The organism is Sphingomonas pituitosa NBRC 102491 (assembly GCF_001598435.1).
In the GTDB taxonomy this organism is placed as follows: domain Bacteria; phylum Pseudomonadota; class Alphaproteobacteria; order Sphingomonadales; family Sphingomonadaceae; genus Sphingomonas; species Sphingomonas pituitosa.
Map to the genome: position 1 here is coordinate 1 of NZ_BCYY01000068.1, position 986 is coordinate 986.

Below are 986 nucleotides of genomic sequence, written 5' to 3' on the forward strand. Positions count from 1 at the left end.
ATGCCGATGCCTGCTCGGCGGCGGCGGCCTGCTCGGTCGCGCCCTGCGAGACCTGCTCGGCGCTCGACGACAGCTCCTGGCTGCCGGAAGAGACGTTGGTCGAGGCGACGGTCGCATCGGCGATCACGCCGCGCAGGCGGTCGACCATCGCATTGACGGTATCCACCAGATCCTTGATCTCGTCATTGGTGTGGACGGTCACGCGCTGGTTGAGGTCGCCCTCGGCAACAGCGGTAACGGCGCTCGACACGCGCGCCAGACCCTGGGAAACGGTGCGCGAAATCCACCAGGCGCTGCCCATGGCAATCGCGAAGGCCAGGCCGGCAACGGTGTACAGCAGGGCGGCGGCGCTGCCGTACAGCGCATTGGCGTCGCTGTCGGCCTGCGCCATCTGCGTCTTGGACAGGGTGACGAGCTGGCCGACCAGCTCGCTGATCGCGAGCACCACTTCGCGTGACCGCGACATCGAAAGCTTTGCTGCCTCGCCATTCTTGTTGGCCAGGGCGAGGGCGCGGATCTCCTCGTTGATCGGCACATATTCGTTGTACTTGGCCTCGATCTGCATCCACAGCGGCTTGCCCTGCGCGGTGGCATTGGACAGGCCCTTGGCGATCAGTGCCTGCACTTCGCCGCGCCCCTTCATCAGATCGGCGTCGAACTTGCGGGTCAGCGCGCTGTCGTCCGTCATCGTCATGTTCTTTTCCTGACGGACGACATAACCGAGCTTGGCATCGATGCTCTCGGCGACGTCCAGCCGGCTGGCCGGGCCGTTGATGACGCTCGTCGTCGCCTCGTTGAGCGTGGCGAGCCGGGTGCTGGCCACGCCCACCACGGCGAGCAGCAGCGCGATCAGCACGCCGAAGGTGGCGCCCAGTTTCAGTTTGATGGTTGCACGCATGGTCATCGATCCTCGAGGCGGGGGCGCATCGGCGACGTCGGCCGTGCGAGGGGGAAAGGGCGCAGCGGGGTCATGCGGCGGCCGCTAC

Annotated in this window: 1 protein-coding gene; it reads right to left on the minus strand. The window is 66.6% G+C overall.

All coding sequences use genetic code 11. The features are described 5' to 3' along the window. A partial coding sequence (locus tag SPI01S_RS21605; RefSeq protein ID WP_157084840.1) for a HAMP domain-containing protein occupies positions 1–898 on the minus strand: 898 nt, incomplete at its 3' end. Positions 899–986: the final 88 nt, after the last annotated feature.